At 72.7% G+C, this 26,176-nt stretch carries 25 protein-coding genes and 1 riboswitch; of the genes, 15 read left to right on the top strand and 10 right to left on the bottom strand.

The features are described from left to right. Window positions 1-3: 3 nt before the first annotated feature. Window positions 4-145, bottom strand: a riboswitch (cyclic di-AMP (ydaO/yuaA leader). A gap of 385 nt (window positions 146-530) precedes the next feature. Together ACZ6IM_RS07590 and ACZ6IM_RS07585 are read right to left on the bottom strand one after the other, a co-directional pair. Continuing rightward, complete coding sequence (locus ACZ6IM_RS07590; RefSeq protein WP_052839027.1) at window positions 531-839, bottom strand: hypothetical protein; 309 nt, start codon at window positions 837-839, stop codon at window positions 531-533. 7 nt (window positions 840-846) lie between these two features. After that, window positions 847-1,482, bottom strand: a complete 636-nt coding sequence (locus ACZ6IM_RS07585; RefSeq protein WP_052839028.1) for an ATP-dependent Clp protease proteolytic subunit — start codon at window positions 1,480-1,482, stop codon at window positions 847-849. 113 nt (window positions 1,483-1,595) lie between these two features. On the opposite strand from ACZ6IM_RS07585, the gene ACZ6IM_RS07580 reads away from it, so the two are divergent. The 8 genes from ACZ6IM_RS07580 to ACZ6IM_RS07545 all read left to right on the top strand — a co-directional run bounded on the left by ACZ6IM_RS07580 (window position 1,596) and on the right by ACZ6IM_RS07545 (window position 8,553). After that, entirely contained in the window at window positions 1,596-1,877 is a 282-nt protein-coding gene (locus ACZ6IM_RS07580; protein ID WP_469554857.1) for a type II toxin-antitoxin system Phd/YefM family antitoxin, read from the top strand. Between the two features lie 277 nt (window positions 1,878-2,154). Continuing rightward, window positions 2,155-2,457, top strand: coding sequence for an urease subunit gamma (locus ACZ6IM_RS07575; RefSeq protein ID WP_052839030.1), 303 nt, complete (start codon window positions 2,155-2,157; stop codon window positions 2,455-2,457). Between the two features lie 14 nt (window positions 2,458-2,471). Then, window positions 2,472-2,783 carry an urease subunit beta gene (locus ACZ6IM_RS07570; protein WP_052839031.1) on the top strand — a complete coding sequence of 104 codons (312 nt, stop codon included), beginning with the start codon at window positions 2,472-2,474 and terminating at the stop codon, window positions 2,781-2,783. Continuing rightward, window positions 2,776-4,497, top strand: a complete 1,722-nt coding sequence (locus ACZ6IM_RS07565; protein WP_469554853.1) for an urease subunit alpha — start codon at window positions 2,776-2,778, stop codon at window positions 4,495-4,497. The genes ACZ6IM_RS07570 and ACZ6IM_RS07565 overlap by 8 nt, the downstream gene beginning before the upstream one ends. A gap of 8 nt (window positions 4,498-4,505) precedes the next feature. Continuing rightward, window positions 4,506-5,180 (top strand): urease accessory protein UreF, encoded by a 675-nt coding sequence (locus ACZ6IM_RS07560; RefSeq protein WP_469554851.1) that lies wholly within the window; start codon window positions 4,506-4,508, stop codon window positions 5,178-5,180. A gap of 166 nt (window positions 5,181-5,346) precedes the next feature. Further along, on the top strand, window positions 5,347-6,024 hold the full coding sequence (gene ureG / locus ACZ6IM_RS07555) for an urease accessory protein UreG (protein WP_052839034.1): 678 nt from the start codon (window positions 5,347-5,349) through the stop codon (window positions 6,022-6,024). Next, complete coding sequence (locus ACZ6IM_RS07550) at window positions 6,021-6,785, top strand: urease accessory protein UreD (protein WP_052839081.1); 765 nt, start codon at window positions 6,021-6,023, stop codon at window positions 6,783-6,785. The genes ureG and ACZ6IM_RS07550 overlap by 4 nt, the downstream gene beginning before the upstream one ends. A 154-nt stretch (window positions 6,786-6,939) precedes the next feature. Continuing rightward, window positions 6,940-8,553 carry an alpha/beta hydrolase gene (locus ACZ6IM_RS07545; protein WP_469554847.1) on the top strand — a complete coding sequence of 538 codons (1,614 nt, stop codon included), beginning with the start codon at window positions 6,940-6,942 and terminating at the stop codon, window positions 8,551-8,553. A gap of 65 nt (window positions 8,554-8,618) precedes the next feature. Here the strand turns inward: ACZ6IM_RS07545 and ACZ6IM_RS07540 are convergent, their stop codons facing one another. Together ACZ6IM_RS07540 and ACZ6IM_RS07535 are read right to left on the bottom strand one after the other, a co-directional pair. Further along, complete coding sequence (locus ACZ6IM_RS07540) at window positions 8,619-9,644, bottom strand: NAD-dependent epimerase/dehydratase family protein (protein WP_469554844.1); 1,026 nt, start codon at window positions 9,642-9,644, stop codon at window positions 8,619-8,621. Window positions 9,645-9,734: 90 nt separating this feature from the next. Then, a complete protein-coding gene (locus ACZ6IM_RS07535) occupies window positions 9,735-10,457 on the bottom strand; it encodes a lysophospholipid acyltransferase family protein (RefSeq protein ID WP_469554841.1) in 723 nt (240 codons plus the stop codon). A 217-nt stretch (window positions 10,458-10,674) separates the two neighbouring features. On the opposite strand from ACZ6IM_RS07535, the gene ACZ6IM_RS07530 reads away from it, so the two are divergent. After that, window positions 10,675-12,135, top strand: coding sequence for a helix-turn-helix domain-containing protein (locus ACZ6IM_RS07530; protein WP_469554839.1), 1,461 nt, complete (start codon window positions 10,675-10,677; stop codon window positions 12,133-12,135). Window positions 12,136-12,387: 252 nt separating this feature from the next. Further along, the gene (locus ACZ6IM_RS07525) at window positions 12,388-15,588 is read left to right on the top strand and encodes a M28 family peptidase (RefSeq protein WP_469554835.1); all 3,201 of its coding nucleotides are present in this window, start codon (window positions 12,388-12,390) and stop codon (window positions 15,586-15,588) included. A 113-nt stretch (window positions 15,589-15,701) separates the two neighbouring features. On the opposite strand, the gene ACZ6IM_RS07520 is transcribed toward ACZ6IM_RS07525, so the two are convergent. Beyond that, window positions 15,702-17,216 (bottom strand): MFS transporter, encoded by a 1,515-nt coding sequence (locus tag ACZ6IM_RS07520; RefSeq protein WP_469554833.1) that lies wholly within the window; start codon window positions 17,214-17,216, stop codon window positions 15,702-15,704. Window positions 17,217-17,357: 141 nt separating this feature from the next. Here ACZ6IM_RS07520 and ACZ6IM_RS07515 point away from each other — a divergent pair, with 141 nt between their 5' ends. Beyond that, complete coding sequence (locus ACZ6IM_RS07515; RefSeq protein WP_052839041.1) at window positions 17,358-17,813, top strand: RpiB/LacA/LacB family sugar-phosphate isomerase; 456 nt, start codon at window positions 17,358-17,360, stop codon at window positions 17,811-17,813. Window positions 17,814-17,828: 15 nt separating this feature from the next. Here the strand turns inward: ACZ6IM_RS07515 and rocD are convergent, their stop codons facing one another. The 3 genes from rocD to ACZ6IM_RS07500 all read right to left on the bottom strand — a co-directional run bounded on the left by rocD (window position 17,829) and on the right by ACZ6IM_RS07500 (window position 20,520). Further along, window positions 17,829-19,055: an ornithine--oxo-acid transaminase gene (rocD, locus tag ACZ6IM_RS07510; protein WP_469554830.1), complete on the bottom strand. Its 1,227-nt coding sequence runs from the start codon at window positions 19,053-19,055 to the stop codon at window positions 17,829-17,831. Then, window positions 19,052-19,891 (bottom strand): dimethylargininase, encoded by an 840-nt coding sequence (gene ddaH, locus ACZ6IM_RS07505; RefSeq protein ID WP_052839043.1) that lies wholly within the window; start codon window positions 19,889-19,891, stop codon window positions 19,052-19,054. Before ddaH ends, rocD begins: the two co-directional genes overlap by 4 nt. Before the next feature lie 125 nt (window positions 19,892-20,016). Further along, window positions 20,017-20,520 (bottom strand): Lrp/AsnC family transcriptional regulator, encoded by a 504-nt coding sequence (locus ACZ6IM_RS07500; RefSeq protein WP_052839044.1) that lies wholly within the window; start codon window positions 20,518-20,520, stop codon window positions 20,017-20,019. Between the two features lie 77 nt (window positions 20,521-20,597). Between ACZ6IM_RS07500 and ACZ6IM_RS07495 the strand changes: the two genes are divergently transcribed. From ACZ6IM_RS07495 to ACZ6IM_RS07480, 4 genes are read left to right on the top strand one after another with little or no spacing between them, the layout of a single operon-like run. Next, window positions 20,598-21,356: a LytR/AlgR family response regulator transcription factor gene (locus ACZ6IM_RS07495; protein ID WP_052839045.1), complete on the top strand. Its 759-nt coding sequence runs from the start codon at window positions 20,598-20,600 to the stop codon at window positions 21,354-21,356. Between the two features lie 3 nt (window positions 21,357-21,359). Then, window positions 21,360-21,749, top strand: a complete 390-nt coding sequence (locus ACZ6IM_RS07490) for a hypothetical protein (RefSeq protein ID WP_052839046.1) — start codon at window positions 21,360-21,362, stop codon at window positions 21,747-21,749. A gap of 28 nt (window positions 21,750-21,777) precedes the next feature. Continuing rightward, entirely contained in the window at window positions 21,778-23,583 is a 1,806-nt protein-coding gene (locus ACZ6IM_RS07485; protein ID WP_469554825.1) for a sodium/solute symporter, read from the top strand. A gap of 8 nt (window positions 23,584-23,591) precedes the next feature. Further along, window positions 23,592-24,797, top strand: a complete 1,206-nt coding sequence (locus ACZ6IM_RS07480) for a sensor histidine kinase (protein ID WP_469555259.1) — start codon at window positions 23,592-23,594, stop codon at window positions 24,795-24,797. Between the two features lie 21 nt (window positions 24,798-24,818). Here ACZ6IM_RS07480 and ACZ6IM_RS07475 read toward each other — a convergent pair whose 3' ends face one another. Both ACZ6IM_RS07475 and ACZ6IM_RS07470 read right to left on the bottom strand, forming a co-directional pair. Continuing rightward, the gene (locus ACZ6IM_RS07475) at window positions 24,819-24,989 is read right to left on the bottom strand and encodes a hypothetical protein (protein WP_016325678.1); all 171 of its coding nucleotides are present in this window, start codon (window positions 24,987-24,989) and stop codon (window positions 24,819-24,821) included. A 92-nt stretch (window positions 24,990-25,081) separates the two neighbouring features. Further along, on the bottom strand, window positions 25,082-26,032 hold the full coding sequence (locus ACZ6IM_RS07470; protein WP_052839048.1) for a cytochrome c oxidase assembly protein: 951 nt from the start codon (window positions 26,030-26,032) through the stop codon (window positions 25,082-25,084). Window positions 26,033-26,176 lie beyond the last annotated feature (144 nt).

The raw sequence follows: 26,176 nt of genomic DNA, 5'->3' as shown, positions 1-26,176 counted from the left end.
GCGCAACCCTTCGTCAGCCGCCTGTGAAGGATGACCTGTCGGATTCGGGCTGGCGAAGTTGCCCGGCCGCAGCGTGCGGCTTCACCCCAAGGACCGCTCGGTTTGGCACCTCTCACGGAGGCGGCCGTCCCGGCGACCCGTCGTGCTCGGGTCCTCCACTCCTGCCGATCCACTTCCTGTCGACCTGGCGTCCGGACGGCGGCAGGACTCGGCGTCCGCCCGGACCGCCCCGCCGCTGCGGCGGGGGCTTGTCGTCAGTCACGGATCTTGTCCCGCCCACGGGGAAAATCCCAACGGAACGCGTCCTTTGTGTTGTTACGTCCCACTCGCCCGTTCGGGTCGCCACCCCGTGTTCGAAGTGCCGCCGAGCGCGGTGACGGGCCCGGGACCAGCGGCGGAGCGGGAGTTCGCACCCGCGGGGCGCGGGGCGCCGCAACTTCGACCGGTCACGAAACGGAGGTGTCCCTACGCCGAAAGGGGGTACGCCGTTTGGTCCGTTTCGGCCAGGCGTCGGGCCGGCCCCGACCCCCTCAACTCCCGGAGTGCGGCGGAAGGCCGACCCGCGCGGTCCGGCGCTCGCCGTCCAGCACCCGCAGCGCCCGGGCCAGGGTCGCGGCGTGCAGCTCCGTCTCGCCGCGCCGGTGCATCAGCGCCAGCGCGTCACGCAGCGCCGCCGCCTTGCCGACCAGCGCCTGGGCGGCCCGCAGGCCGCCGTAGGTGTCGCCGACGCGCCCGGGGTTGATGCGCCCGAGCAGGTCGACGACGTCCAGATAGCGGTCGATGACCTCGGCCTCGGCGCGGGTCAGGGCGGGCAGCGGGGGCAACTCGGGTGGCAGCACGGGCGGATCACCTCGCGCCGGGCGAGGCGGGCGGGGTCCTGCGGCCGGGCACGATCCGGTCCACCAGGCCGTACTCCAGCGCCTGCCGGGCGTCGAGGACCGTCTCCCGCTCGATGTCCGCGTGCACCTGCTCGCGACCGCGGCCCGTGTGCCGTACGAGGATCTCCTCCAGGAGGGCGCGGACGCGGACCAGTTCGCCGGCGTGGACGGCCAGGTCGCTCGCCTGCCCCTCCACCGGTTCGGTGAGCGCCGGCTGGTGGATCACCACCCGGGCGCCCGGCAGGACCGCGCGCTTGCCGGGGGTGCCCGCCGCGAGCAGCACCGCGGCGGACGAACCGGCCTGCCCGAGGCAGGTCGTCGCCACGTCGCAGGCGACGTAGCGCATCGTGTCGTAGATCGCCGTCATGGCGGTGAAGGAGCCGCCGGGCGAGTTGACGTAGAGCTCGATGTCCCGGTCCGGTGCCTGGTGCTCCAGGTACATGAACTGTGCCGTCACGTCGTTCGCGGAGGTCTCGTCGATCGGTGTCCCGAGGAAGACGATCCGCTCCTGGAGCAGCTTGGAGTACGGGTCCGACGTCCGGGCCCCGGAACTCGTGCGTTCGGTGAACTCGGGCAGGACACGGCGGGCGGACGGTCGGATCATGACGAACCCCTCCTCGTGGCAAAAAACCGTCTTCGGCGGCACTGGCTCTGTTGAAAATGTACAGGACGTACATTCCCCGGGAGTGGATTCCGGCGAAACCGTAAGCTGGGGTCATGGCCTACGAGATTCCGGTGACGCAAGCCAGGGCTGAGCTGGCCGACCTGATCAACCGGGTGGTGTACGGCGGCGAGCGCGTCGTCGTGACGCGGCACGGCAAGCCTCTCGTCGCCCTCGTCTCCGCCTCCGACCTGCAGCGGCTGGAGGAGGCCCAGGAGTCCCCGGACGGTCAGGTGATCACCTCGGTCGCCGCGGTCCACGACCCGGCCGCCGCGGCGCCTCGCGAGCACCACCGCTTCGGCATCGCCGCGGAACACCGGGGGTCGGACCCGTCCTAGGGGTGCCGGGGGGCCGGGGGGCGGACCCGTCCTGGGGATGCCGTGCGTCCGGGCGCGGGCATGCGGGAGGGCGCCGGCGGCATCGGTAATCAATCGGTCAAAACCGGGTGACGTGGTCGTAACACTCTAGCCCTAGTCTGCACCCCGATCCACCTGCGGTTTTCCACACACCGGTAGGTGAATTCCGGCCTGCACCCGTGTGTTACATCTAGAGCCGCCGCGGTGGCCGCGGCAGCCGGACCGTCCGGTCCCGGCGTCATGCCCTGTGAGGTGGTAAATGCAACTGACCCCGCACGAGCAGGAGAGACTGCTCATCCATGTGGCGGCGGACGTGGCGGAGAAGCGCCGCGCACGAGGCGTCAAGCTCAATCACCCCGAGGTCGTCGCGCTGATCAGCGCGCACATCCTCGAAGGCGCCCGGGACGGGCGCAGCGTCGGCGAACTCATGGCCTCCGGACGCAAGCTGATCCAGCGCGACGAGGTCATGGAGGGCATCCCCGAGATGATCCACGACGTGCAGGTCGAAGCCACCTTCCCCGACGGCACCAAGCTGGTCACCGTCCACGAACCGATCGTCTGACGGGGGCGTCGGTCGTGATCCCCGGAGAGATCTTCTTCGCCGACGAGCCGGTCGCCTTCAACGAAGGACGCGAAGCCACCCGCCTGACCGTGCTCAACACCGCCGACCGGCCCGTCCAGGTCGGTTCCCACTACCACTTCGCCGAGGCCAACCCCGGCCTCGAGTTCGACCGCGCCGCGGCGCACGGCAGGCGGCTGGACATCGCCGCCGGCACCGCCGTCCGGTTCGAGCCCGGCATCCCCGTCGACGTACGGCTGATCCCCCTCGCGGGCGCCCGTGTCGTCGTCGGTCTGCGCGGCGCGACCGGAGGTGCCCTCGATGCCTGAACTGTCCCGCACCGCCTACGCCGACCTGTTCGGCCCGACCACCGGCGACCGCGTCCGCCTCGCCGACACCGACCTCCTCGTCGAGATCGAGGAGGACCGCTCCGGCGGCCCCGGCCGCTCCGGCGACGAAGCCGTCTTCGGCGGCGGCAAGGTGCTGCGCGAGTCCATGGGGCAGTCCCGCACCACCCGCGCCGAAGGCGCACCCGACACCGTGATCACCGGGGTCCTGATCATCGACCACTGGGGCGTCGTCAAGGCCGACGTCGGCATCCGCGACGGACGGATCACCGGCATCGGCAAGGCCGGCAACCCCGACACCATGGACGGCGTCCACCCCGACCTGGTCATCGGCCCCGACACGGAGATCATCGCGGGCAACGGCAAGATCGTCACCGCGGGCGGCATCGACACCCACGTCCACTTCATCGCGCCCGGCGCCGTCGACGAGGCCCTGGCGTCCGGCATCACCACCCTCATCGGCGGCGGCACGGGCCCGGCCGAGGGCAGCAAGGCGACCACCGTCACGCCCGGCGCCTGGCACCTCGCGCGGATGTTCGCCGCCCTGGAGTCGAGCCCCGTCAACATCGGCTTCCTCGGCAAGGGCAGCACCATGTCGAAGGAGTCCATGCGCGACCAACTGCGCGCCGGTGTCCTCGGCTTCAAGATCCACGAGGACTGGGGAGCGACCCCCGCCGTCATCTCCGCCTGCCTGGACGTGTGCGAGGAGTCCGGAGTCCAGCTCGCCGTCCACTCCGACACCCTCAACGAGGCCGGTTTCGTCGGCGACACCTTCGACGCGGTCGCGGGCCGCACCCTGCACGCCTTCCACGTGGAGGGCGCCGGCGGCGGCCACGCACCCGACATGATCACGGCGGTGTCGCTGCCCAACATGCTGCCGGCGTCCACCAATCCGACCCGGCCGCACACCGTCAACACCGTCGAGGAGCACCTCGACATGTTGATGGTCTGCCACCACCTCAACCCGGCCGTCCCCGAGGACCTCGCCTTCGCCGAGTCCCGGATCCGGCCCAGCACCATCGCGGCCGAGGACATCCTGCACGACATGGGCGCGATCTCCATCATGTCGTCGGACGCCCAGGCCATGGGCCGCATCGGCGAGGTGATCCTGCGGACCTGGCAGACCGCGCACGTGATGAAGCTGAGGCGCGGCTTCCTGCCCGGCGACACCCGGGCCGACAACCTGCGCGCCCGTCGCTATGTCGCCAAGTACACCATCAACCCCGCCGTCGCCCAGGGCATCGAGCACGAGGTCGGTTCCGTCGAGACCGGCAAGCTCGCCGACCTGGTGCTCTGGGACCCACGCTTCTTCGGCGTGAAGCCGCAGCTCGTGATCAAGGGCGGCCAGATCGCCTACGCGCAGGTGGGCGACGCGAACGCCTCCATCCCCACGCCGCAGCCGGTCCTGCCGCGCCCGATGTTCGGGGCGCTGGGGACGGCCCCCGCCGCCAACTCGGTCAACTTCGTCTCCGAGCAGGCCGTCGAGGACGGTCTGCCGGAACGGCTCGGGCTCGGGCGGGACTTCGTGCCCATCCGCTCCACACGCGGCCGGACCAAGGCCGACATGCGGCAGAACGACGCGCTGCCCCGTGTGGAGGTGGCCGCGGACTCCTTCGCGGTGACCATCGACGGCGAACTCGTCGAACCCGCCCCCGTCGCCGAACTGCCGCTGGCCCAGCGGTACTTCCTCTTCTGAGCGCCGAGATGAGCCGCGCCGCACTGCTCGTCCTCGCGGACGGCCGCTTTCCCGCCGGAGGGCATGCCCACTCCGGCGGGGCGGAGGCCGCCGTCCGGGCGGGACGTATCACGGATGCCGCGAGCCTGGAGGCGTTCTGCCGGGGGCGGCTGCACACCAGCGGAGTCGTCGCGGCGTGCGTCGCGGCGGCCGCCGCCCTCGGTGCCGACCCGGGGGAGCTCGACCGGGCCGCCGACGCCCGCACTGCGTCGCCCGCCCTGCGGGTGACGGCGCGCAGACTCGGACGGCAGCTGATGCGGGCCGCACGGGCGACCTGGCCGAGCCCTGAACTCGACGCCCTGGCCGCGTCGTTCCCCAAGGGGGCCCATCAGCCCGTCGTGCTGGGACTGGCCGCGCGTGCAGCCGCTCTCGGGGCGCTCGACGCGGCGTACTGCTCCCTCTACGAGGGGGTGAGCGGGCCCGCTACGGCCGTCGTGCGGCTGCTCGGCCTCGACCCGTTCGACGCGACCGGGGTACTGGCGCGGCTCGCGGGTGACCTGGACCGGGTGGCGCAGGACGCCGTGGAGGTGGCGGAGCGGGTGATGACCGACGGAGTCGGTGTACTGCCCGCCCGGTCCGCGCCGTTGCTGGAGATCGGGGCGGAGGCCCATGCCGCTTGGGCGGTGCGGTTGTTCGCCTCGTAGGCGGGTTCGCCCCCGCCACCCCTCCCCGTCCCGAACCCAGGGGCTCAGCCCCCTTCGGCCCCGCCGGGGGCTGTGCCGCCCTGGTCCCCCCTGTCGGCCTGAACGGCCTCGTCCTCAAGCGCCGGACGGGCCGGAAGGCCGGCCCCAACTTCGACAGGAGCCGTTCATGCATCTCGGCCATCACCACGAATCCCCCGCCGCCGTCTCCGCCGATGCCCGTCGGCCCGACGGGAGTCGCCGTGCGCTGCGGATCGGGCTCGGCGGGCCCGTCGGGTCGGGGAAGACCGCCACCGTCGCCGCGCTGTGCCGGGCGCTGCGGGCGGAGTTGTCCCTCGCCGTGGTGACCAACGACATCTACACCCGCGAGGACGCCGAGTTCCTGCTCCGGGAGGCGGTGCTGCCGCCCGAGCGGATCACCGCCGTGGAGACCGGCGCCTGCCCGCACACCGCCATCAGGGACGACATCTCCGCCAACCTGGAGGCCGTCGAGGACCTGGAGGACGAGGTCGGCCCGCTCGATCTGGTCCTGGTGGAGTCCGGTGGGGACAACCTCACCGCCACCTTCTCCCGGGGACTCGTCGACGCGCAGGTGTTCGTGATCGACGTGGCGGGCGGCGACGACATCCCGCGCAAGGGCGGGCCCGGTGTCGCCACCGCCGACCTGCTGATCGTCAACAAGACCGACCTCGCGCCGTACGTCGGCTCCGACCTCGCGCGCATGGCCGCCGACGCCAAGGCGGCGCGTGGCGAACTGCCGGTCGTCCTCCAGTCGCTGCGCGGCGAGGACGGGGTCCGGGAGGTCGCCGACTGGGTGCGGGAGCGGATCGCCGCGTGGACCGCGTGACCACCACCGCGGGCGGCGTCCGGGCGAGCGCCCGCGTCCTCGCCCGCGGTGACGGGCGCGGCGGCACCGTGCTGCCGGTGCTGGAGGGCGAGGGGCCGCTTGCCGTGCGGAGGACGAGGGGGAGCGGTGGCGAGGCCCGGGTGATGCTGGTCGGCGCGATGAGCGGGCCCCTCGGCGGCGACCACTTCACGGTGGCGGCCCACGTGGAGAGCGGTGCCCGCCTGAGGGTCGGCTCGGCCGCCGCCACCCTCGCGCTGCCGGGACAGGACAAGGCCGGGGCCCGCTACGACGTCCGGCTCACCGTCGACGACGACGCCGAGCTGAGCTGGCTGCCGGAGCAGCTGATCTCCGCCGGGGGCAGCGACCTGAGCGTCACCACCCGTGTCGACCTCGCCGCCGGGGCGCGGCTGCTGCTGCGCGAGGAGCAGGTGCTCGGGCGGGCCGGGGAGGAACCCGGGTCCCTCACCAGCCGTCTGACCGTACGCATCGACGGGCGGTGCGTCCTCGACCAGGAGCTGGCCTGCGGTCCCGGGGCGCCGGGCGGCTGGGACGGGCCCGCCGGGCTGGCGGGACACCGTGCGGTCGGCCAGCTGGTCGTCGTACGGCCCGGGTTCGCCACCGAGCCACCGGCGGCGCGCGCCTTCGAGGAGGGCGCGGCCGTCCTGCCGCTCGCCGGACCCGCCGCGCTGGTGACCGCCGTGGCACCGGACGCGCTACGGCTGCGGCGGCTGCTGGACGGCGCGCTGGCCTCGCTGGACTGAGGTTTCCGCCGACGCGCCGACCGGGCGGGTCCGCCGATCGAACGCCTTTCTCCGTTTATCGGATTGGCAAAGAAGTGGCACTGGCTCTGTTCTCAGGAATCCCACAGCCGCGAGGATCCCCGTACTTGTCGCGAACACGTACGGGGAGGGTCACTTGAGGAAGAGCAGCATGCGGCGGAGGACGACCGCGTTCGGCACGGCCGGAGCGCTGGTCACCGCCACGCTGATAGCCGGCGCCGTCTCGGCGCCCGCCGCGAGCGCCGCACCGGCCGACGGCGCAGGGCACGCGCGGGGCTGGGACAAGGAGGCCCGCGGTGCCGCCATCGCCGCCGCCCGCGCCTCCCGGGCCGGTGTCGACTGGCAGGACTGCGCCGCCGACTGGAACCTGCCGAAGCCCATCCAGTGCGGCTACGTCACGGTGCCGCTGGACTACGCCAAGCCGTTCGGCAAGCAGATCAAGCTCGCCGTCGACCGCATCGGCAACACCGGGGGCAAGGGCGAGCGCCAGGGCGCGCTCGTCTACAACCCCGGCGGTCCCGGCGGCTCCGGCCTGCGCTTCCCGGCCCGCGTCACGAGCAAGAGCGCGGTGTGGGCCAAGACGGCCAAGGCCTACGACTTCGTCGGCTTCGACCCGCGCGGCGTGGGCCACTCCGCGCCCATCTCCTGCGCCGACCCGCAGGAGTTCGTCAAGGCGCCCAAGGCCGACCCCGTGCCCGGCTCCGAGGCGGACAAGCTGGCCCAGCGCAAGCTCGCCCGCGAGTACGCCGAGGGCTGCCTCGAACGCAGCGGCGAGATGCTGCCGCACATGACCACGCCGAACACCGCGCGCGACCTCGACGTCATCCGCGCCGCGCTCGGCGAGCGGAAGCTCAACTACCTCGGCGTCTCCTACGGCACCTACCTCGGCGCGGTCTACGGCACCCTCTTCCCGGACCACGTGCGCCGCATGGTCGTCGACAGCGTCGTCAACCCGTCCCGCGACAAGATCTGGTACCAGGCCAACCTGGACCAGGACGTCGCCTTCGAGGGCCGCTGGAAGGACTGGCAGGACTGGGTCGCCGCGAACGACGCCACCTATCACCTCGGTGACACCCGCGCCGAGGTCCAGGACCAGTGGCTGAAGCTGCGCGCCACCGCCGCGAAGCAGCCGCTGGGCGGAGTCGTCGGACCGGCCGAGCTGATCTCCTTCTTCCAGAGCGCCCCGTACTACGACTCCGCCTGGGCACCGACCGCCGAGATCTTCGGCAAGTACGTCGCCGGTGACACCCAGGCCCTCGTCGACGCGGCGGCCCCCGACCTGTCCGACACCGCGGGCAACGCCTCCGCGGAGAACGGCAACGCCGTCTACACGGCCGTCGAGTGCACCGACGCGAAGTGGCCCACCGACTGGAACACCTGGGACCGGGACAACACCCGGCTGCACCGCGACCACCCGTTCATGACCTGGGCCAACGCCTGGATGAACCTGCCCTGCGCGACCTGGCCGGTCAAGCAGCAGACCCCGCTGAACGCCAAGACCGGCAAGGGACTTCCGCCGGTGCTGATCGTCCAGTCCGAGCGCGACGCGGCCACCCCGTACGAGGGCGCCGTCGAACTGCACCGGCGGTTCGAGGGCTCCCGCCTCGTCACCGAGCGGGACGCCGGCTCGCACGGCGTCACCGGACTGGTCAACCCGTGCGTCAACGACCGGGTCGACGCCTACCTGCTCACCGGCACACTGGACAGCCGCGACGTGACCTGCGCACCGCACGCCACGCCCAAGCCGTAATCCGGCGGCGGGCACGCAGGGAGGGGGCGACCGGTCCGGCCGGTCGCCCCCTTCCCGGCGTTCCGCTACCGTCCCCCGGCCCAGGCGTCCTCCGCCGCGTAGTCGAAGAGGTCGCCGTACGCCTGGAACATCTTCGGGTACGCCTCCCGCCAGTCCCGCCCCGCCAGCCGCTCCTCGATGAAGGCCACCGTCTCCGGCAGGGTGTCGGCGTACCGGGCCACCGGGCGGTAGCCCAACTCCTCCCGCGCCGCGCTCATGTCGCACACCACCGGCACGGGCACGCTCCACGGGGTGTCGCCGACGCCGTCCACCGGCGGGCCGTCCATCAGCACGTCCCGCGTCTCGACGCCCATCACCGCGTCGATCGCCGCCGCGATCTGAGCCACCGTCGGGGCGTCCGGGTCCACGGCGTTCAGGACGCGGGTGCCCGGCCGCGGGGCTGCCAGCCGGATCAGCTCGGCGATGTTGCGCACGCCCGCCGGGTGGAAGCGGCTCGCACCGCCGTACGCGAGCACGCGCCGGCGCCTGCCGTCCAGGTTGCGCTTGACGAAGTACAGCTCGCGCGGAGTGCGGCAGTACGGGCCGTGGATCGCGCCCGCCCGCAGCACCGTCACCGGCAACAGGTCGCCCGCCGCGAGGAGTTCCCGCTCCAGCGCCGCCTTGCCGGTGCTGTACGAGCCGTCGCCCGGGCGGACGGTGCGCTGCGTCTCCGGGATCGGCACCGGGTACTCGGGGAAGCCGTCGGGCTCGGTCTGCGTGTCGAAGTTGCGGCCCCTGTCGTCCTCGTAGACCGAGACGCTGGAGATCACCACCGCCGAGCCGACCCGCCCGGCCAGCGACACCAACTGCCGCGCCTCCCGCTCCCCGTAGGCCACCATGTCCACCAGGACGTCGCAGCCCTCGCCCACCGCCGCCGACAGCGCGGCGTCGTCCTCCCGGTCGGCCCGCGCCACCCGTACGTCCCCCGGCCACCGCGCGTCCCGGTCGCCGCCGCGCGAGACGGCCGTCACCTCCCAGCCGTCCCGGGCCAGCGCGTCGACCGCCGCCCGTCCGATCTGTCCCGTCGCCCCGATCACCACTGCACGTGTCATACGGCGACGGTAGGCGCACCACCGGCGCCCGGCCACGCCCTTCTGCCGACGGCAGACGACGGAACCCGCCCGGGGCCTGTCGGACAGGCCCTAGCGGTGCGGCAGCCGGGGGAACCTCCGGCCCTGGGCCGCCCGCTCGGCCTCCTCGGCCTTCACGTCCGCCGCGTACCGGTCGACGTACTCCTGACCGGAGAGGGCGAGGACCGCGTAGACGATCTCGTCGGTGACGGCGCGCAGCACGGCCTTCTCGCCCTCCATGCCCGCGTAGCGGGAGAAGTCGAGGGGTTCGCCGAAGCGGATGACCACCGGGTGCAGCCGCGGGATCTTCCGGCCCGGCGGCTGCGCCTCGAAGGTGCCGATCATCGCGCAGGGCACGACCGGCACCCCGGCCCTGAGCGCCATCACCGCGACGCCGACCTTGCCCTTGTACAGCCGGCCGTCGTGCGAGCGGGTGCCCTCCGGATAGATGCCGAGCAACTCGCCCCTGCCCAGCACGCCGAGCCCCTCGCGGATCGCGGCCTGCCCCGCCTCCTTGCCGGAGCGGTCCACCGGGATCTGCCCCGCGCTGCGGAAGAAGAACGCGGTCAGCCTGCCCTTGAGGCCGGGACCGGTGAAGTACTCCGCCTTGGCGAGGAAGGTGATGCGGCGCTTGAGCACCGCGGGCATGAGGAAGTGGTCCGAGAAGGAGAGGTGGTTGCCCGCGACGATGGCCGCCCCCGACCCGGGTACATGGTCCAGGCCCTCGATCCGGGGGCGGAAGACGACCCTCAGCAGGGGGCCCAGCAGTACGTACTTGAGCACGTAGTAGAACACGGTGTCTCTCCCAGTTCTCCGGGCTCTCGGCCGGTCGTCCGCGACCGGTGATCGATCGTAGCCCGACCGCGCCGAAACCGGACGGGGCCGGTTCGGCCGCTCTTCGGTCAACTCGATTGACGCGGCCTGCCGCCTCCTCTGTGCTGTCCGGTAGCGGAAGGCGCGAAGCCCGGGTGGCGCACGGCCCGCGGCGGGGGCGCGACCCGGGGGAGGGCGGATGACCGGTGGACGGGCACGGGCCGGCGGACCGGATCGGGCGGCCGGGCCGGAAGGGGCGGCCGGGGCCCCGTGGGCGGAGTTCGGGCGGCAGTTGCGCTCCCTGCGCAGGGCGGCCGGGCTCACCCAGTTGCAACTCGGCCTGCGGGTGGGCTACCACCACTCCGCCGTGAGCAAGCTCGAGGCGGGCCTGCGCGAGCCGCCCGTGGGGCTGGTGCGGCGCCTCGACGCGGTGCTGGAGACGGGCGGAGAGCTGGCCGCGATCGTCGCCGCGCCGCGCGAGGTGCCGGGCCGGCCGGGCCGCTTCCCGGCCGACCCGGCGCTGTTCGCGCCGCTGCCCGGCGCGGACGCCCCCGCCGCGCCGGGCGCGCCGGACGCCCGGATGTGGCCCGCGCGGCTGCCCGCCGAGGGGCTGGCGTGCCCGCTGCACGGCACCGCGGGATGCGCGGTGCCCGATCCCGGTGAGTTACCGGCGCTGCTCGGCGGTCCGGGTCCGGCGGGCGGTCCGGCCCCGGCGTGGGGCATCGGAGCCGGAGCGCCGGTCGCCGAGGCGGAGCTGCTGCACGGCCTCACCGCCGTCCTGGCCTGTCTGATCCGCGAGGCGTTCCGGCACGAGGGCCGCGTGACGGCCGTCGAGGGACTGCTGCGGGCCCTGGCCCGCTGGGCCGGCGAGGTCAACTCCGCCGGGCGGCTGCCGTACGGGCAGTTGCGGCTCGGCGCGCAGTACGCCCAGGTCGCCGGCCGGCTGCGGATGGAGCGCGGGCAGATCGGCGTGGCGATGGCCTGGTTCGGCCACGGACTGCGCTGGGCGGACGCCGTCCAGGACACCTCGGCCCGCGCGACCCTGCTCAGCGACATGTGCACCCTGGTCCGGCTCGACGGGGACCCCTCCCTGATGCTCGGCTACGCCCGGGGCATCGGCGCGGTGGACGCCGGACGCCGGTGGATGGCCACCCTGTCCGACCTCTACCAGGCGCGCGGCCACGCCCTGTCGGGCGACGCGGCGGCGTGCCGGCGCCACATCTCCCTGGCCCGGCGGGGGTTCGCCCGCCTCGGCCCGCAGGACCGCCTGGAGGCACCCTGGATGGCCGGGGCCGAGGGCGCGATGCGGGTCGACTCGGCGATCGGCGGCGCCCTGCGCGACCTCGCCGTGGCGACCGGGGACCGGGCGGCGGCCCGGCGTGCGGTGGACGCCACCGCACGCTCGCGCGCGCAGGTGCCGCCACAGATGCGGGGCGCCCGGCTGCTGCTCACCCTGCGCCTGGCGGACAGCTGGGCGTGCGCCGGCGATCCCGGCGCCGCCGTCGCCCTCGCCTCGGAGGTCCTGCCGGAGGCGGTGCGCTCGCGCGAGTCGATGGTCACCGCCGAACTGCGCGGCCTGCACAGCAGGCTCACCGGGCAGTGGGCCGACCTGCCGGAGGTCAGGGCGTACCGGGAGCGGCTGCTGGACGCGGGGGAGTGAGAAGCGGGGCCGCGCTGCCACGGGTGAGGGCCCGCTCCCGGGCCACACCCACTTGCCGGATTTTGCCAGGACCGTACCGCGCCCGCGGAGCCGTTGATTCCGGTGCGCCGGGGTGTGAGGGTTCCGCCAGCCCGCGACCTGACATGCAAATGACACCCCGATGGACGCGCCCCCGCACCCCAGGGTGCGCGTCCGGCACGTCACGGCCCGGGCCGGCCCGCAAGGAGCCCCCCACTCTCACAAGGAGCCACGATGCTCAGACAGACCGCGGTGGCCGGGACAGTCCTGGCCATGACACTCGCAGGGGTGGTGGTACCGACCTCCCTCGCCTCGGCCTCGGAGCGGTCCGCGCCCTCCGCGGCGCCGCCCACCCCCGTCGAGAGGGCCGTCGCCGCGGCCGACCGGGCCGTACACAGCGGCCTGGACGCCCTCGTCGCCGGCGGCCCCGACGAGCAGTACGACCGCCACCAGGTCATCCCCTGGGGCAAGGACCTGTTCTCCGTCGCCTACGAGCGCACCTACAACGGTCTGCCGGTGGTCGGCGGCGACGCCGTCGTCCTCGCCGACGGCAAGGGCGGGGTCCGCGCCGTCCGGTCCGCCACCGAGGCGGCGATCGCCGTACCCACCAAGGCCCGGATCAAGGCCGAGCAGGCGGTGAGGACCAGCCGGGAGCGGCTCGCGAAGGTCGACGAGGTCGACTCCAAGCGGCTGGTGGTCCGGGTCGAGGACGACGTCCAGACCCTCGCCTGGGAGACCGTGCTCGTCGGCACGACCAAGGAACACGTGCCCAGCAGGCTGCACGTCTTCGTGGACGCCCGCACGGGCAAGGTCGTCGACAGCTACGACGACGTGAAGGCCGGCACCGGCCACAGCGAGTGGAACGGCCCCGACCCGCTGACCATCGACACCTCCCGCTCCGGCAGCCAGTACGCCCTGCGCGACACCACCCGGCCCGGACTGCAGTGCTCGGACTACAACGGCGGCCTCTTCACCGGACCGGACGACGACTGGGGCACCGGCAACGCCTCCAGCAAGGAAACCGGCTGCGTCGACGTCATGTACGCGGCGCAGAAGGAGTCGGACATGCTCCGCGACTGGCTCGGGCGCAACGGCCACAACGGCAACGGCGGCAGCTGGCCGGTCCTCGTCGGCCTCAACCAGCTCAACGCCTACTGGGACGGCTCACGGGTCACCATCGGCCACAACAGCGCCGGCAAGTGGATCGCCGGCATGGACGTGGTGGGCCACGAGTTCGGCCACGGACTGGACAGCAACACCCCCGGCGGCGCCAACCACGAGAGCGGCCTCGGCGAGGCCACCGGCGACATCATGGGCGCCCTCACCGAGGCCTACGCGAACCAGCCGGCCCCCTACGACACCCCCGACTACACCGTCGGCGAGGAGATCGACCTCCAGGGCCGCGGCCCCATCCGCAACATGTACAACCCGCGGCTGGTCAACAACGACCCCACCTGCTACTCCGCCTCCATCCCGAACACCGAGGAGCACGCGGCCGCAGGGCCCATGAACCACTGGTTCTACCTCCTCGCCGAGGGCTCCGCCCCCGGTGGCGGCAAGCCCTCCAGCCCCACCTGCGACGGCAGCCAGGTGACCGGCATCGGCATCCAGAACGCCGGAAAGATCTTCTACGGCGGGATGCTGCTCAAGACCAGCGGCATGACCTACAAGCGCTACCGCACCGCCACCCTCACCGCGGCCAAGAACCTGGACGCGTCCTGCGGCCTGTTCGACGCCACCAAGGCGGCCTGGAACGCGATCGACATCCCCGCCCAGAGCGGCGAGCCGACCTGCACCCGGCAGGAGACCGACTTCTCGCTGGCCCTGAGTCCGGCGAGCGGCAACGTCGAGGCCGGATCCGCGGTCAACGCCACGGTCAACACCACCACCGTCACCGGCAGCGCCCAGCAGGTGTCCCTGACGGCCACCGGCACCCCGCCCGGCGTGAGCGTCACCTTCAGCCCCTCGACCGTGACCTCCGGCTCCAGCTCGGCCCTGCGGATCTCCACCACCGCCGGCACCGCCGCGGGCACCTACTCGATCACGGTCAAGGGCACGGCGGGCAGCAAGAGCCACACCGCCCAGTACACCCTCACCGTCGGCGGCGGCACCGACCCGGGCACGCCGCCCGACATCGACGTCGCCCAAGTCCAGGCCCACCTCGCGCAGTTCGGCTCGATCGCCGGGCAGAACGGCGGCAACCGCCGGTCCACCGGCCCCGGGTACGACGCCTCACTCGCCTACGTGAAGGGCAAGCTCCAGGCGGCCGGCTACACCGTCACCGAGCAGACCTGCACCTCCGGCTGCTCCGCCGGCGCGGGCAACAACCTGGTCGCCGAGTGGCCCAAGGGCGACGCGAACAGCGTCTACATGTTCGGCGCCCACCTCGACGGCGTCTCGGCCGGCCCCGGCATCAACGACAACGGTTCCGGTTCGGCCGCGCTCCTTCAGACGGCGCTCACCCTGGCCGGACAGAACCCGACCATGAAGAACCGCGTCCGCTTCGCCTGGTGGACCGACGAGGAGCAGGGCCTGAACGGCTCCGACTTCTACGCCCGCACCCTGTCCTCCACCGAGCGCGCCAAGATCAAGGCGTACTACAACTTCGACATGGTCGCCTCCGTCAACGGCGGCTACTTCATCAACAACCTGACCTCCTCGGCCTCCGCCCCGATGCGGGAGTACTGGACCTCCCTCGGCCTCGCCCCGCAGGAGAACGTCGAGGGCCAGGGCCGCTCCGACGACTACTCGTTCCAGCAGGTCGGCATCCCCACCTCCGGCTACGCCACCGGCGCATCGGCGACCAAGTCGGCCACGGAGGCCGCCAAGTGGGGCGGCACCGCGGGCCGGTCCTACGACCCGTGCTACCACTCCGCCTGCGACACCACCGCCAACATCGGCGCCACCGCGCTGAACCGCAGCGCCGACGGCATCGCGTACACGATCTGGAAGACCGCCGTCGGCGACGCCCCGAACCCGCAGGACGACTTCTCGATCTCCGCCGACCCGTCCTCGGGCACGGTCGCCCCGGGCGACTTTGCGACGGTCACCGTGAAGACCGCCACGACCAGCGGTGACGCGCAGAACGTGCGACTGTCGGCGGCCGGCGCGCCGACCGGTGTGAGCGTGGGCTTCAGCCCGGACTCGGTCACCTCCGGCCAGTCCTCGACCGCCACGGTCCAGGTCGCCGCCGGCACGGCCCCCGGCACCTACACCCTGACCCTCACGGGCACGGGCACCGTCACGCACACCACCACGTACACCCTCACCGTGCCCGGTGACGGCGGCGGCGAGACCACCTGGCAGCTGGGAGCCACCTACGCGGCCGGTGACGTGGTGAGCTACGGCGGCGTCAGCTACCGGTGCATCCAGGGCCACACCGCCTACCCCGGCTGGGAGCCGCCGAACGTCCCCGCCCTGTGGCAGCGCCTGTGACGCCACCGATCATCCCTTCGGAAAGCGCCTGACACGCCGACGGGCGGTGGGGTTCGCACCGAACCCCACCGCCCGTGGCGTGCGCTCACGACGTTCCCGTCAGGGCTTCGCCGTCAGAACTTCGGCGTCGGCGCCTGCGCCTCGACGATCTCCGCGGCCTCCTCCTCGGTCCCCACCGACGGCGGGGAGCCCGCCAACGGCTTCTGGGCCGTCTCCTTCATGCAGGCCACGGCCACGACACCGATCAGGGCCGCCGCCATCGAGTAGTAGGCGGGCATCATGTCGGAGCCCGTCACACTGATCAGCGCGGTGATCACCAGCGGTGTGGTGCCGCCGAAGAGGGACGCCGACAGGTTGTAGCCGACCGACAGGGACCCGTACCGGACGTTGGTCGGGAACATCGCCGGGAGCGCCGCCGACATCGTGCCCAGCAGGCAGACCAGCGACAGGCCGAGCATCAGCATGCCGCCCGAGACCGCGAGCAGGGAGCCGTCCCGCACCAGCACGAAGGCCGGGGCGGACAGCACGAAGAACCCGATCATGCCGGTCATCAGGACGGGCTTGCGGCCGAAGTGGTCGGACAGCCGGCCGACCTGGTTGATGATCAGCATCAGCAGCACCATCGTCGCCACCAGGATCATCAGACCGTGGCTCTCGCTGTAGTCCAGCTCGTCCGACAGATACGTCGGCATGTACGACAGCAGCATGTAGTCGGTGATGTTGTACGCGCCGACCAGCGCGATGCACAGCACCAGCGACCGCCAGTGGGTGCGAAAGATCTTGGCGAGGTCGCCCCGCGCGGTGGTCTCCACCGCGTTCGCCGCCTCGGAGATGTGGACGCTGGAGTCCTCCAACTTCAGGAAGGCGGGCGTGTCGTCCAGCCTCAGCCGCAGATAGATGCCCACGATGCCGAGCGGGGCCGCGACCAGGAAGGGGATCCGCCAGCCCCAGGCGTCCATCGTGTCGCTGCCCAGCCCCGCCGTCAGCGCGGTGACGAGACTCGCGGCACCGGTGTACCCGGCCAGCGTCCCCAGCTCCAGGAAGCTGCCGAAGAAACCGCGCCGCTTGTCCGGCGCGTACTCGGCGATGAAGGTGGACGCGCCGCCGTACTCGCCGCCGGTGGAGAAGCCCTGGAGCAGGCGGAACAGGATCAGCAGCAGCGGCGACCAGAAGCCGATCGCGTCGTAACTGGGGATGAACCCGATGGCGGCCGTGCCGATCGCCATGAGGATCATCGTCAGCGCCAGCACCTTCTTGCGGCCGATCTTGTCGCCCATCGGGCCGAAGACCATGCCGCCGATCGGCCGCACCAGGAACGCCACGGCGAACGTGGCGAACGAGGAGAGCAGCTGCGCGGTGTCGCTCCCGGAGGGGAAGAACACCCGGCCGATGGTGCCCGCCAGATAGGCGTAGATGCCGAAGTCGAACCACTCCATGGCATTGCCGAGAGAGGCCGCCTTGACGGCTCGCTTGACGGCGGCCTCGTCCGTGACGGTGATGTCCGACCGGCGCAGTCGGGGGTTCTTCCGGCGCTTGATCGCCCGGAACAGGGCGGGGTGGCGGCGGACCGCCGCGGCGTCGGTCTCCGGTCCGTTCTCGGTGGGGGACGTGGCGGCCTCCCTTTCCACGCGCAGACACTCCGGACGGAGCCCTGCTCGGTCGTACGTCTTTCAGCTCGTACCCGTTCCCCCGATCATGCTGGGTATGGTCGTGACTTCGGTCATGTGGTTGCGCCGATGAGGTGAGCGGCCGGTGAGTACGCTTCGCACATGCGTATCTCCGTCTCCTCCGACATGGACGAACCCGTGGCCCGGCTCCTCGTCGAGGAACTGCGCGCACGCGGCCACGAGGTGCGCGCGCACGGCGCGCTGAGCCCCGGGGCGGACCCGCGGTGGGCCGCCTGTTCCGAGCAGGCGGCCCGCGAGGTCGCCGAGGGGCGGGCCGACCAGGCCGTGGTGTGCTGCTGGACCGGCACCGGCGCGTCCATCGCCGCCAACAAGGTGCCGGGCGTCCGCGCGGCCCTGTGCGCCGACGCGTACACCGCCGACGGGGCCCGCCGCTGGAACGACGCCAACGTGCTCGCGATCGGCCTGCGGCTGACGTCCGGGCCCCTGCTGCGGGAGATCCTCGACGCCTGGTTCGCGGCCGGACCCAGCGAGGACGCCGAGGACCGGGACAACGTCGCGCACGTCGAGCGGCTCGACCGGGGCCGAGCCGCTCGGTGAACCCCGGCGGGCGGGTCAGGAGGAGGTCAGGACCTTCTCCAGCGTCCCCAGGGCGCCCGTCAGCTCCTCGGCCGTCACGGTCAGCGGCGGCGCCAGGCGGATCGTCGAGCCGTGGGTGTCCTTGACGAGGATGCCCTCGCGCATCAGCCGCTCACTGATCTCGCGTCCGCTGCCCAGCGCCGGGTCCACGTCCACGCCCGCCCACAGCCCCCGCGCCCGGAAGCCGACGACGCCCCTGCCGATCAGGGCGGCAAGGCCCTCGCGCAGCACCACGCCCAGCTCGGCCGCCCGGCGCTGGAACTCGCCGGTCTCCAGCAGCTCCACCACCGCCGTGCCCACCGCGGCGGCCAGCGGATTGCCGCCGAACGTCGAACCGTGCTCGCCCGGGTGCAGCACACCCAGCACGTCACGCCGGCCGACCACCGCCGACACCGGGACGATGCCGCCGCCCAGCGCCTTGCCGAGCAGTACCACGTCCGGCACCACCGACTCGTGCTCGACGGCCAGGGTGTGCCCCGTGCGGCCCAGACCCGACTGGATCTCGTCCGCGACGAACAGACACCCCTTGCGCCGGGTCAGCTCCCGCACCCCGGCCAGATAGCCGTCGTCCGGGATCAGCACGCCCGCCTCGCCCTGGATCGGCTCGATCAGCACGGCCGCCGTCGTCTCGTCGACCGCCGCCTCCAACGCCGCCAGGTCGTTGTACGGGACGATCCGGAAGCCGGGGGTGAAGGGGCCGAAGCCGGAGCGGGCCGTCTCGTCGGTGGAGAAGCTCACGATCGTCGTCGTACGGCCGTGGAAGTTGTCCGCCGCCACCACGATCGTCGCCCGGTCGGCCGGGACGCCCTTGACGTCGTAGGCCCACTTGCGGGCCACCTTGATGCCGCTCTCCACCGCCTCCGCGCCGGTGTTCATGGGCAGCACCATGTCCGTGCCGGTCAGCGCGGCCAGCTTCTCGGCGAAGCCGGCCAGCCGGTCGTTGTGGAAGGCGCGCGAGGTGAGCGTGAGGCGGTCCAGCTGCCGGTGGGCGGCCTCGACCAGCGCCGGGTGGCGATGGCCGAAGTTGAGCGCCGAGTACCCGGCCAGCATGTCCAGGTAGCGGCGGCCCTCCACGTCCTCGACCCAGGCGCCCTCGGCGCGGGCCACCACGACGGGCAGCGGGTGGTAGTTGTGCGCGAGGACGGGCTCCTCCGCGCGGATCAGTTCCTCGGAACCGCGGTCGGTGCGGGCGGGTGCGGTCATGAGCGGATCTCCCGGATCTCCTGGGTGCAGCACTTGATGCCGCCACCGGCCTTGTGGAACTCGGACAGGTCGACGGGTACGGGCACGTAGCCGAGACCGGCGAGCCGGTCGGCCAGCTCCCGGGCCTCGGGGGCGATGAACACGTGCCGCCCGTCGGACACGGAGTTGAGCCCGAACGCCATCGCGTCCTCGCGGGTGGCGATCACCGCGTCCGGGTAGAGCCGCTCCAGCACCTCGCGGCTGCCGGGCGAGAAGGCGCCGGGATAGTAGGCGATGTTCCCGCCGTCCGCGTCCGACCCCTCCTCCAGCACGAACAACGCCGTGTCCAAGTGGTAGAAGTACGGGTCGACCAGGGTCAGCGAGATCACCGGCACGCCGAAGAACTCCTGCACCTCGCGGTGGGCCGAAGGGGTGGTGCGGAACCCCGTGCCGGCCAGGATCCAGCGGCCGGCCGGGACCAGGTCGCCCTCTCCCTCGCAGACCGACTCGGGATGGTGGACCTCGAAGCCCTCCGTCTTGAACCACGCCTCGAAGGGCACGGACTCGGGACGCCGCTCCGGCGCGTGGAAGAGGGAGCCGAACACCCGGCCCTCGACCACGACCGCGCAGTTCGCGGCGAAGACCATGTCGGGCAGGCCGGGGACCGGGGCGACGGTGTCCACGGTGTGGCCGTGGCCACGGTAGGTGTCGACCAGCGCCTGCCACTGGTCGAGCGCGCGGATGACGTCGACCGGTCGGTCGGTGCTCATCCACGGGTTGATCGCGTACTGCACGGCGAAGTGTCTGGGTTCGCAGACCAGGAAGCGCCGCCGGCACGGCACACGGGACTCGGTCACAGAGGGGTACCTCCGCTTTTCACGGTGTGTGACGGGGTGTTGACACCACGGTAGGAAGTGACGCCCGAGCCCGACAAGCGATGAAAGCTGCGTGTTCCCGCCGGATCGCTGCGTTGTTCGCCTGGTCAGCGCATGTCTGCTGCGCCGTCCGGAGCGAGCAGGGCCGCTCCCGCCTCCGGACTGTCCGGGATCAGGTGGGACAGCACCATCACACTGATCGTCTTCCGGATGAACGGCTCCGCACGGATCCGCTCCAGCACCTCCTCGAAGTGCTCCACGTCCCGCGCCCGCACGTGCAGCAGCGCGTCCGCGCCGCCCGTCACCGTCATCGCCGCGGTGATCTCCGGGTAGCCCCGCACCACCTCCGCCAGCCGCCGCGGCGGCGCCGCCCCCTCGCAGTACACCTCCACGTACGCCTCCGTGCGCCACCCCAGCGCGGAGGGGCGCACCGTCGCCGTGAAACCGGTGATCACGTCGGTCTCGCGCAGCCGGTCCACCCGGCGCTTGACCGCCGTCGAGGAGAGTCCGATCTCCGCGCCGATCTCGGCGAAGGACGTCCTGGCGTTTTCCATCAGGGCGGTGACGATCTTCCGGTCGAGTTCGTCGAAGGAAGCGGGCCTGCTGTTCATGCGGGCACTGTATCCAGCGGATACGTCCACGCCGGGCCCGTGTGCAGGCGTACGGATTGCTCTTACACTCCAGCCTCATGCTGCGCGCCCTGGCTGTCGACGACGAACGTCCCACGCTCGAGGAACTCGTGTACCTGCTGAACGCCGATCCCCGGATCGGCGCGGCGGAGGGCGCGAGCGACGCGACCGAGGCGCTGCGCCGCATCAACCGGGCCCTGGAGTCGGGCCCCGGCGGCCCCGACGCCATCGACGTGGTCTTCCTCGACATCCAGATGCCGGGCCTCGACGGGCTGGACCTGGCCCGGCTGCTCACCGGCTTCGCGCGGCCTCCGCTGGTCGTGTTCGTCACCGCGCACGAGGACTTCGCCGTCCAGGCCTTCGACCTGGAGGCCGTCGACTACGTCCTCAAACCCGTGCGCCGGGAGCGGCTGGCCGAGGCGGTGCGCCGCGCCGTCGAGCAACGTGGCGCGTCGCTCCCCTCGCCGCGGATACCCGTGCACGAACCCGACCCCGACCACATCACCGTGGAACTCGGCGGTGTAGCCCGCTTCGTCCCCGTGGACGACATCACCCACGTCGAGGCCCAGGGCGACTACGCCCGCCTGCACACCGACAAGGGCAGCCACCTCGTCCGCATCCCCCTGGCCACCCTGGAGGAGCGCTGGCGTGCGCGCGGCTTCGTCCGCATCCACCGCCGCCACCTCGTCGCCCTGCGCCACATCGGCGAACTCCGCCTGGACGCCGGCTCCGTCAGCGTCCTGGTCGGCACCGAGGAGCTCCAGGTCAGCCGGCGCCACGCCCGGGAGCTGCGGGACCTGCTCATGCGGAGGCCGTGAGCCGTGCCCCAGGATCCCGCCGAGCGGCGCGTCACCGTCACCGGCCCGCCCCGGCACACCCACGCCCGGCTGCGCTCGCGCGGGCGTTACCCCCACGCCTCCGGCCACTACCGCCCGCGCACCGAGATCGACGAGCAGACCACCCTCGGTCACACCTACGTCCGTTCCCTCATGCGCAGCCAGCTGCGGGCCGGCCTCACCGCCCTCGCGGTCCTCGGCCTCCTCGTCGGACCGCTGCCCCTGCTCTTCGCGGCGCTGCCCGACGCACGCGGCCTGGAGTGGGCCGTCCTCGGCTTCGGCCTGTACGCCCCCCTGGTCCTCCTCGCCCGCTGGTACGTGCGCCGCGCCGAGCGCAACGAACGCGACTTCGTGCGGCTCGTCGAGGACCGGTGACCATGCCGGACGAGGCCGTGAAGGCGCCATGAACTCCAGCTACGCCATACCCGCCGTCGCCCTCGTCGTCGTGGCCACCGTCCTCGTCGGCGCCTTCGGCCTGCGCATCTCCCGCACCACCTCCGACTTCTACGTCGCCTCCCGCACCGTCGGCCCCCGCCTCAACGCCGCCGCCATCAGCGGCGAGTACCTCTCCGCCGCGTCCTTCCTCGGCATCGCGGGACTGGTCCTGGTCCAGGGCCCCGACATGCTCTGGTACCCGGTCGGCTACACCGCCGGATACCTCGTCCTGCTGCTCTTCGTCGCGGCCCCGCTGCGCCGCTCGGGCGCCTACACGCTGCCCGACTTCGCCGAGGCCCGGCTCGCCTCCCAGGGAGTGCGGCGGCTCGCGGGGGCCTTCGTCGTCGGGGTCGGCTGGCTGTACCTGCTGCCCCAGCTCCAGGGCGCCGGGCTGACGCTGAGCGTGCTGAGCGGGGCGCCCGACTGGCTGGGCGGGGTGATCGTCGCCGTCGTGGTCGCCGCCATCGTCGCCGCCGGAGGCATGCGCAGCATCACCTTCGTGCAGGCCTTCCAGTTCTGGCTCAAACTCACCGCCCTGCTCGTCCCCGCCTTCTTCCTGGTGCTGGCCTGGCAGGCCGACGGCGCCCCCGGCCGCCCCTTCGACGAACCCGCCACCTTCCGCGAGCAGCGCTCCGTGCGGGTCGACGACAGCCTCACCCTCAAACTGGAGGAGCCGCTGACCGTCACCGTCGACGGCACCGTGGACGGCCGCGCCCACGACGGCGAGCGCGTCGCCCTGCCCGTCGGCACCCACCGCATCGAGGGCGGCGCCCGCCTCACCTTCGCCGCGGACACCCCAGTCCCCGCCGCCGGACAGGGCGCCGACGACGCCCTGTCCCCGTCCCGGGCCGAGAGCCGCACGGAACGCCCGCTGTACGCCACGTACGGCCTGATCCTGGCCACGTTCCTGGGCACCATGGGCCTGCCGCACGTCGTGGTCCGCTTCTACACCAGCCCGCACGGCGTCGCCGCCCGCCGCACCACCGTCGCCGTGCTCGGCCTGATCGGCGCCTTCTACCTGCTGCCGCCCCTCTACGGCGCCCTCGGCCGCCTCTACGCCCCCGAGCTGACCCTCACCGGGGACGCCGACGCCGCGGTCCTGCTGCTGCCCGACCGGGTGATCGGGGGAGTGGGCGGCGACCTGCTCGGCGCGCTGGTAGCGGGCGGGGCCTTCGCCGCGTTCCTGTCCACCGCGTCGGGGCTCACCATGGCCGTGGCCGGCGTCCTCACCCAGGACGTGCTGCCGTCCCGCGCCGTGCCGCACTTCCGGCTCGGCACCCTGCTCGCCATGGCCGTGCCGCTGGCGGCGAGCGCGCTGGTCGGCGGGCTGCCGGTGGCCGACGCCGTCGGGCTCGCCTTCGCCGTCTCCGCCTCCTCCTTCTGCCCGCTGCTCGTCCTCGGCATCTGGTGGCGGCGGCTGACCCCGCCCGGCGCGGCCGCCGGGATGCTGGTGGGCGGCGGCTCGGCCCTGCTCGCCGTCGCCGCCACCATGGGCGGCTTCCCGGGCGGCGGCGGATCGCTGCACGCGCTGCTGGCCTGGCCCGCCCTGTGGTCGGTGCCGCTGGGCTTCCTCACCATGGTGCTGGTCTCCCTGGCCACCCCCGGCCGGGTGCCGGCCGGGACGGCGGCGATCCTGGCCCGCTTCCACCTGCCGGAGGAGCTGGGCACGGAGGAACTGCCCACGGACGCGTTACGCACGGACGGGCTGCCCGAGGACCGGTTGCCCACGGGCGGTCCGGCGGCGGGCCACCCGCGCAAGCAGGCGACGCGATGAGCGGCTCCCTGGGCGGTTTCCTGGCGGGCCTGGCCGTCGCCCTGCTGCCCCTGCTGGCCGCCGGTTTCTGGCTCGGGCGGCGCACGGCCCGGCCGCAGCACCTGGGCGGCCTCGGCACCCCGGTCGAGCACGCCACCTTCCAGACGCTGCACACCGCCTCCCTGGCCACGCCCCCGCTGCGGGCGGGCCTGACCGAGGAGACCGCCGGGAAGTCGGCCCGCAAGCTGCGCTCCCTGCTGGGCACGGACGCGCTGTGCCTGACCGACCTCAAGGAGGTACTGGTCTGGGACGGCGTGGGCACCCATCACCGCGCCGAGATCATGGAACGACTCGCCGGACCGCTGGAGACCGGCCGCGGCGAGGCATTCCGGCTCACCTGCGACACCCCGGACTGCACGGTGCGCTGGGCCGTCGTCGCCCCTCTCACCGTCGACGACCGGGTGCACGGCGCCCTCGTCGCCTGCGCGCCCCGCGAGTCCGCCGTCCTGGTCCGGGCCGCCGGGGAGGTGGCCCGCTGGGTCTCCGTCCAGCTGGAGCTCGCCGACCTCGACCAGTCCCGCACCCGGCTCATCGAGGCCGAGATCAAGGCGCTGCGGGCCCAGATCTCCCCGCACTTCATCTTCAACTCGCTCGCGGTGATCGCGTCCTTCGTGCGCACCGACCCCGAACGCGCCCGCGAGCTGCTCCTGGAGTTCGCCGACTTCACCCGCTACTCGTTCCGCAGGCACGGCGACTTCACCACCCTCGCCGACGAGCTGCACGCCATCGACCACTACCTGGCGCTGGTGCGGGCCCGCTTCGGCGACCGCCTCGCCGTCACCCTCCAGGTCGCCCCCGAGGTGCTGCCGGTCGCGCTGCCCTTCCTCTGCCTCCAGCCGCTCGTCGAGAACGCCGTCAAGCACGGTCTGGAGGGCAAGGCCGACCGCTGCTGTATCCAGATCACCGCCCAGGACGCGGGCGCCGAGGCCCTGGTCGTCATCGAGGACGACGGCGCGGGCATGGACCCGGAGCTGCTGCGCCGCATCCTCGCGCGCGAGGTGAGCCCCTCGGGCGGCATCGGGCTGTCCAACGTCGACGACCGCCTCCGCCAGGTCTACGGAGACGACCACGGCCTCGTCATCGAGACGGCCGTCGGCGCGGGCATGAAGATCACGGTCCGGCTGCCGAAGTACCAGCCGGGCGTGCACTCGGCGGGCCGGCTCGGCCGCGAGTGAGCGGAGCGCCCCGCGCGGGGCTCAGGCGCTGCGCGTGGCCACCAGCCCCAGGGTGATCAGACCGAGCACGACCCAGCCGAACCACAGCCAGCCGTTGCTCCCGAGCGCCACCGTGTACGCCGTCACCGCGACGAGGCCGCCGATGGTGAGCGCCCCCATCGTCTTCGTCGAACTGTCCGTGGAACCGGGCATCGCAACACCCTCCTCATGGTTCGCTCCCCCCTATGGTGCCCCGGTTCCGGCTCCGGAGGGGTGCGGACGACGAGATGCGTGCCCGGTTGCGCTCAGCCGCCGCGTGTGTTCAGCGAGGCCAGGTAGGCGTTGTACGCCGCGAGCTCCTTGTCGCCGTCGCGGTCGGCTGCCCGGTCGCTGCGCCGGGCCTGCCGCTCCTCCGACGCGTACCACTGGAAGAGCAGCGCGAGCAGCACCAGCACGGACGGAACCTCGCTGAAGGCCCAGGCGATGCCACCGGCCGCGTTCTGGTCGGAGAGCGCGTCGATGCCGAGCGAGGCGGGCGGGTTCTCGAACGTGCCGACCATCGGGGAGGAGGCCATCATCAGCGCGATGCCGAAGAACGCGTGGAACGGCATGCCCGCGAACAGCTCCAGCATCCGCATCAGGTAGCCCGGCCGGTGCGGGCCCGGGTCCACGCCCATGATCGGCCAGAAGAACACCACACCGACGGCGAGGAAGTGCACCATCATCGCGATGTGCCCGGCCTGGGAGCCCATCAGGGTGTCGAAGAGGGGCGTGAAGTACAGCGCGTACAGGCTCGCGATGAACAGCGGGATGGTGAACGCCGGGTGCGTGATGATCCGCATGTAGCGGCTGTGCAGCAGCATCAGCAGCAGCTCGCGGGGACCCTTGCGGCCGCGGCCCGCCGGGGGCAGCGCGCGCAGGGCGAGCGTGATCGGGGCGCCGAGCAGCAGCAGGATCGGCGACACCATGCTGATCACCATGTGCTGGACCATGTGCACGCTGAACATGACCATGCCGTAGTCGTTCAGCTTGGTGCACATCATCAGGGCGACGCTCAGCACACCGGCCACGTAGGCCACGGTCCGGCCGACGGGCCACTTGTCACCGCGCCGCACCAGACGGACGACGCCCCAGCCGTACAGCGCCAGTCCCAGGAGGCAGGCGATCAGGAAGAAGGGATCCGCCGACCAGGCCAGACCCCGCCCCAGCGTGAACGGCGGCAGATCCATCGTCATGCCGTGCCCGCTGTGATCCATCCGCCCGCTCCTGTTTCGTGGGGGTTGAGCGCGGTTGAACGCCGCTTGTCCGGAGCAAGCGTAGAACCGCCCCCGGCGGCATTCTTCACCGGGGGCGGTGGAGCGCCCCGTCAGGGGCGCGGGGAACCGCGCGCACGACCACGG

The organism is Streptomyces sp. NPDC042336 (assembly GCF_055581985.1).
Note: the sequence above shows the minus strand (reverse complement) of the source record. Positions and strands in the feature narration are given on the sequence as shown.